Source organism: Nostoc sp. CCY 9925 (assembly GCF_963920935.1).
GTDB lineage: Bacteria > Cyanobacteriota > Cyanobacteriia > Cyanobacteriales > Nostocaceae > Nostoc.
Window position 1 is genome coordinate 1 of sequence record NZ_CAWUDO010000212.1, and the last position, 5,323, is coordinate 5,323.

Here is a 5,323-nt window from a genome sequence, read left to right on the forward strand (position 1 = left end):
CTACCTCAATGGATTATTATCGGTTTGAGCTACTTCAAAAAATGAGATGCTCCCGTTTACCTCCACAAGGGATTACGAGGTTTTCTCGATTAAAGATTCTAAAGCTTAAATGATGAACCCTATATCTAAATAGCGAAAAATTAATAAATCTTTCAAGTCGTCATTTATAACAGACGACTTTTATTTTTTACAACGGCTTTTTGCTTGACGCATTAAAGATTGATTTCAATTAATTAAAATTATGGCAAGAAATCAAACAAAGCCTACTACTGAAGAAAGCACAGTTTCAGAGTCAGAACCCCCTCAACAAACCGTTCAGAATGGGGCAAACATACAAAAGCGTAAATCAGCTATTTCTAAATTTGCAAATCCTGAGTACAATGCGCCGATTAGCAATATCTGCATCTGCCAAGTCATCAACCACATGGAAGCAGAAAAAGTTGGGTTGTTTATAAAAGATAAGTATTTAGCAGCAATTAACTGGCAAGGACAAGAACCAACACACAAGCACACCTTCTCCAGTGGTACGCCAGAAATGGGAGTGTTGTTGCAATCGCCCAGAATGCACATTCTTGATGTTTCTCCCAGATATATTGAACAGCGCGATGATGGCAAAATTGTGGGAGTGTACGAATCACCTGATGGGTACGAAATGTACCAAGCACTTGGCAAAGATGCCGCAGTATTGAGACGATTCTACTTGTTACAACTTGTCGATGAAAATAATAACAATCTGCACTCAGTACCAATTGTCTTGTCAATCAAAGGCGTTGCATCATCAAAATTTGGCGAGGCTTACAAGCAATTCCAACGCGAACTAGAGGTTGCATTTGCCCGATTTACTGATACAACTGTCGCTGAAAAACGTGCAGAGTTTCATCGCCTTGCTGCATTTCAACCCACCTTCACACCATCCCTTGAACCGAAAGAAGCAGTTAACCAAAGAGATAAATCTTGGGTAGCAGTTGTCACTTCCTACAAATCACCAAACCCCGATGGCAGCGATTTTCTCGAATTCTTCTCAGAAGGCAAAGAAATCGATATCCAAACAACGATACAGGCAAATCCCGAATTCTCTCACCGCATCGGTAAAACATCAACCGTTGTAGCAGAACATAACCGCTTGATAGGTGCAGCCGATATGCCAATAGCAGCACTTCCTCCTAGTACAGGGGGTCATGATTATACAGCATACAGTACTGAGATGGAAAAACTGCCTTACTAAAACAAACTACCTCATCTAAGCGAAAAGGGTGCTAGAAATAGCGCCCGTTAAGAAATTATCCACTAAAAACCAAGTAACAAATGAAACTAACCATTGAACAATCTAAACTCGCAGAAATTCTAGAAACTGCTTACCTCGCAATCAGTCCTAAACCCACTGACCCAATTTTAGGAAACATCTTACTGATTGCAGATAAAGACGGGATAGTATCAGCAACAGGTACAAACCTTAACCTTACAATTCATACTACAACCACCGCTAACGTCGAAACTTCAGGTCAGGTAGCACTTCCTGCCAAACTACTAACCGATACTGTTAGTAATGTCAGGGGCGAAATTACCCTAGAAGTAGAAAATCAAGCCTGCATAATTACTCACAATAGCGGTAAGTGCCGACTAATTGGCGGAAAATCTGACGAGTTCCCAACACTTCCCAAGGGAGAAAATCCAACAGAGATAAACTTAAGTGCCAAGAAACTCCAAGCTGCACTTGAAGGGACGCTCTATTGCGCCAGCAGCGACGAAACAAAATTGGTTTTAACTGGTGTCAACTTCAAAATTGATACCAACAAGTGGCAAGCCGCTAGTACAAATAGTCACAAATTAGCGCTAGTAACAGGAACACTCGATACCGAATATTCTGACCCAATCAACTTTACTGTTCCAGGTAAGTCACTTGGCGAGTTAAACAAAATTCTCTCTCAAAGCGCCGATACGAGCGTCTGCAATATTCTTCTATCAGATAGAACTATCGAGTTTAGCCTTCCTAATACAAAGCTCATTTCCCGGCTTCTGGAGGGAGAATATCCCAAAATCAATAGCTTGATTCCCCGGTCGTTTGAGTATGAATTTACATTAGAGCGCAAGGGATTTGAGAGCGCGCTGAAGCGGGTAAGTTATCTAGCCGAACGTAAGCAAAAGGTTGTCAAAATCCTCTGGGAATTGGAAGCTACACAGGCAACATTATACACCGAAGCTACTGATATTGGGGATGCAGTTGACTCGGTACTGATGAAATCAGTAACTAGTAATTCAGAAAACATCAGTATTGGATTAAACATCGACTACCTTATCGAAGGATTAAAGCATATCAGTACCGATGAAATCGCGGTGCGGTGCAACAAACCCACGCAACCAGTCATTGTCTGCCCGATGGGAGGACTGCTCAATCAGTTGTATCTGGTAATGCCTGTAGAAATCAAGCAGGGGTTTGAAAAGGTAAATAGCCAAAGTACAAAGGCAAAAGTTAGCACTCAAAGTGAGCTTGGTACTGAAGAAGTAACAGAGGTTAGCACTCAAACTGAGTCTGGCACTGAAGAAGTAACAAATGTGCCACAGGCAACAGACGATAGTGAAACTCCTCAAATAGAAACGCCATCTGTGGTAGCTAAAGATACTACCAAAGGTAAGTCAACCTCACGATCGCCCCGAACGAAAAAAGAAGCGGCGACTGCCTAAAAAATCAAACTTCCTACCAACCACACTGGTAGGGAGTAAATAAAACACCCGTTTATCATCAAAATTATGTACCAACCACTACATCTCAAGTACCGTCCCCAGACCCTTAATGAAGTAATCGGGCAGGAACATATCGTCCGCACTCTCATAAATGCGATACTCCCAGGAGGGAGTCACTCCGCGATGGCGCAAGGGACGGCGATCGCACTCCAGAAGATTGCACCCGCCTACCTATTTAGCGGCCCCAAAGGCACAGGCAAGACCAGCACCGCCCGCATCATCGCTAAATCCCTCAACTGTCAGTCAACCCAGGAGCCAACAACCAAGCCCTGCGGAGAATGCAACTTATGCAAGGGAATTACAGCCTCTTCTTCCCTGGATGTAACTGAGTTAGATGCTGCCAGCAATAGCGGGGTAGAAACAATCCGCGAGTTAATTTCCACTACCCAGTTTGCACCAGTTGAGGGAAGGTACAAAATTTTCATTATTGATGAATGTCATGCCCTAAGCAGTCAATCGTGGCAAGCACTCCTCAAGACTATTGAAAATCCACCCCGTCATGTAGTTTTCATCTTCTGCACAACTGAAATACACAAGGTTCCTGAAACTATCATCTCGCGCTGTCAAAAGTTTGATTTTAGGAGAGTAGGACTAGAAACACTTGTTCAGTATTTATCAAAAGTTGCCCAGAACGAAAACATCAACATTAACGCACCTGGTATTTGGGCGATCGTCAAATCTTGTGGAGGTTTTATCCGCAACTGTCTTGTATTGCTCGATCAATTGAGCAACCTGGGAGTAGATGAAATCACACCAAACTGGGTTTGGGAATTATCAGGTGTCGTTCCCGAACACGACCTACTTACCCTAACAGAAAACCTTGCTAAAGGGGAGGTAACAGCTAACTTACAAATCCTCCAAGACTTAATAGAGTATGGGAAAAACCCATTCGTCATATACTCAAGTTTAACTGGGTTTCTCAAAGACTTGCTAGTGGCTAAAACTGCCCCTGATAATAGACAAATTACTCAACTGGAGGAAAAAACTTGGCAGGAACTCGTTACTATTTCTCAGATGTGGGAACTAACCCAGATTCAGGCAAGCATTGCTCTATTAATGTCAAGACAACAGTTAATGCGTGACTCGGAGGCAGCTAAACTTTGGTTGGAAGCGACACTCATTGAGTTAAGCAATATCAAAGAAGAAAAACAACCTTGGACTAATTGGAAAACAATCCAAGATGCTATCAATTGGGGTAAGGAACAACTCCCACATTTATCCCAATCTGAACTCGAAAGGCACTGGAACAATCTTACTCCCATTAAAGGTAAAAAAGCACCTGCATGGGTACAACTGGTACAAGAGCTTCAGATAAAGTCTCAATTACAAACTGCCTAATTCAAATGTTCGTCACTTTGTAAAAGCACTTACTTTCCCCAATAAAAACTTTGGGGAAAGATTTTTTCAGGCTTATTCAAAAATTACATTAAATATAATACACTTGCATCTACAGCAATATCTACCTTGTGCAGTAAGCCTCAATTTTAATAAAGACTGCCCTGACTGAGAAGCAAAAAATTAAGATATCAAGTAATACCACAACAAAATTTAACAACTGGCATTCTGGAAGTATCTGATTAAAATTATGCCAGTTGCAGCAATTAGCCTTCGTACAGGACTTGAATTACCAGCAGCGATCGCAGATTTTGATACGTATATTGACGAATTACCGCGATGCTCCAAATGTTTTGGCGAATTATGCCTTGCCAAAGGTGAAAAAATGCCACCTTACTGGAGGCATTTTCCAGGCGTAGGAAATGAATGTCCCGATAAATCAGAAATTAGCGGAGTTATCTATTCCCATCCTAAAACCTTAGATCGTAAACAAACCCTCGCATTATTTAAAAAACGTTTTCTCGAAATTTTAGATATAGCCATTAATGGCACACTTACTATCGATGGACTATTCGCCACCAGACAGCTATCAGAACAGATCAAGGGAAGTTCAGTTCAATGCAGTAATGGAATAGCGCATTTTAACGACTGCCTGCTAGAGATTGACAGACTTAGAAAAAACCTTGACTGTATTTTAGCGGTTGCCTCTAGCTGTGCCAAAAATTTATACAGCAATGACTCAATTAACGAATGGAAAGTACCAGAAGCAGAAAAAATCCAAATGCTAGAAATAACAATTGCTTACAAACAAACTCATGAACGATGTGTAGATGAAGCGTGCAAATATATATACAGCAATGGTAGGCAAGACCTTCTCAAAGAATTAGTAGCATTTGCATGGCTGGAATACAATTCAAAGCTTAAAAACACTTACAACCAATTAAAAGTACGCGAATTTCCAGTATGGCTGCTTACAGCAACAACATCAATATTAGCAGCAGTACCCTGGTACAGAATTATGACCGCACTATTAGAAGAAAAAGAACCACATACGCAGCCGCTTTCAATATTCGCACTTCCTAATAATCTAGACATGATTTTTGAGGTATTTTTATCGCCCAAAAAACCACCAACTAAACCACAAGGATTCATGCCAAAAAAGAGTAATTAATTTTGGATATTATGAATTATAACTGGAGTTTAGACTAAGCTATGCAAAATGACCCAGCAGGGCTGAGTTAATCAG

At 41.1% G+C, this 5,323-nt stretch carries 4 protein-coding genes; all 4 read left to right on the forward strand.

The window, feature by feature from the left end:
- Positions 1-241 precede the first annotated feature (241 nt).
- The 4 genes from ACM0OY_RS39345 (at position 242) to ACM0OY_RS39360 (ending at position 5,248) form a co-directional block, all read left to right on the forward strand.
- Complete coding sequence (locus tag ACM0OY_RS39345) at positions 242-1,225, forward strand: DUF5895 domain-containing protein (protein WP_414574128.1); 984 nt, start codon at positions 242-244, stop codon at positions 1,223-1,225.
- Positions 1,226-1,305: 80 nt separating this feature from the next.
- Positions 1,306-2,682, forward strand: coding sequence for a DNA polymerase III subunit beta (dnaN, locus tag ACM0OY_RS39350; RefSeq protein ID WP_414574129.1), 1,377 nt, complete (start codon positions 1,306-1,308; stop codon positions 2,680-2,682).
- A gap of 66 nt (positions 2,683-2,748) precedes the next feature.
- Positions 2,749-4,080 (forward strand): DNA polymerase III subunit gamma/tau, encoded by a 1,332-nt coding sequence (dnaX, locus tag ACM0OY_RS39355; protein ID WP_414574130.1) that lies wholly within the window; start codon positions 2,749-2,751, stop codon positions 4,078-4,080.
- Between the two features lie 247 nt (positions 4,081-4,327).
- Entirely contained in the window at positions 4,328-5,248 is a 921-nt protein-coding gene (locus ACM0OY_RS39360) for a hypothetical protein (protein ID WP_334838981.1), read from the forward strand.
- Positions 5,249-5,323: the final 75 nt, after the last annotated feature.

Bases quoted from the DNA above. Each gene is read 5' to 3' on its own strand.
- ACM0OY_RS39345 (WP_414574128.1), top strand. From the start codon at position 242: ATGGCAAGAAATCAAACAAAGCCTACTACTGAAGAAAGCACAGTTTCA.
- dnaN (WP_414574129.1), top strand. From the start codon at position 1,306: ATGAAACTAACCATTGAACAATCTAAACTCGCAGAAATTCTAGAAACT.
- dnaX (WP_414574130.1), top strand. From the start codon at position 2,749: ATGTACCAACCACTACATCTCAAGTACCGTCCCCAGACCCTTAATGAA.
- ACM0OY_RS39360 (WP_334838981.1), top strand. From the start codon at position 4,328: ATGCCAGTTGCAGCAATTAGCCTTCGTACAGGACTTGAATTACCAGCA.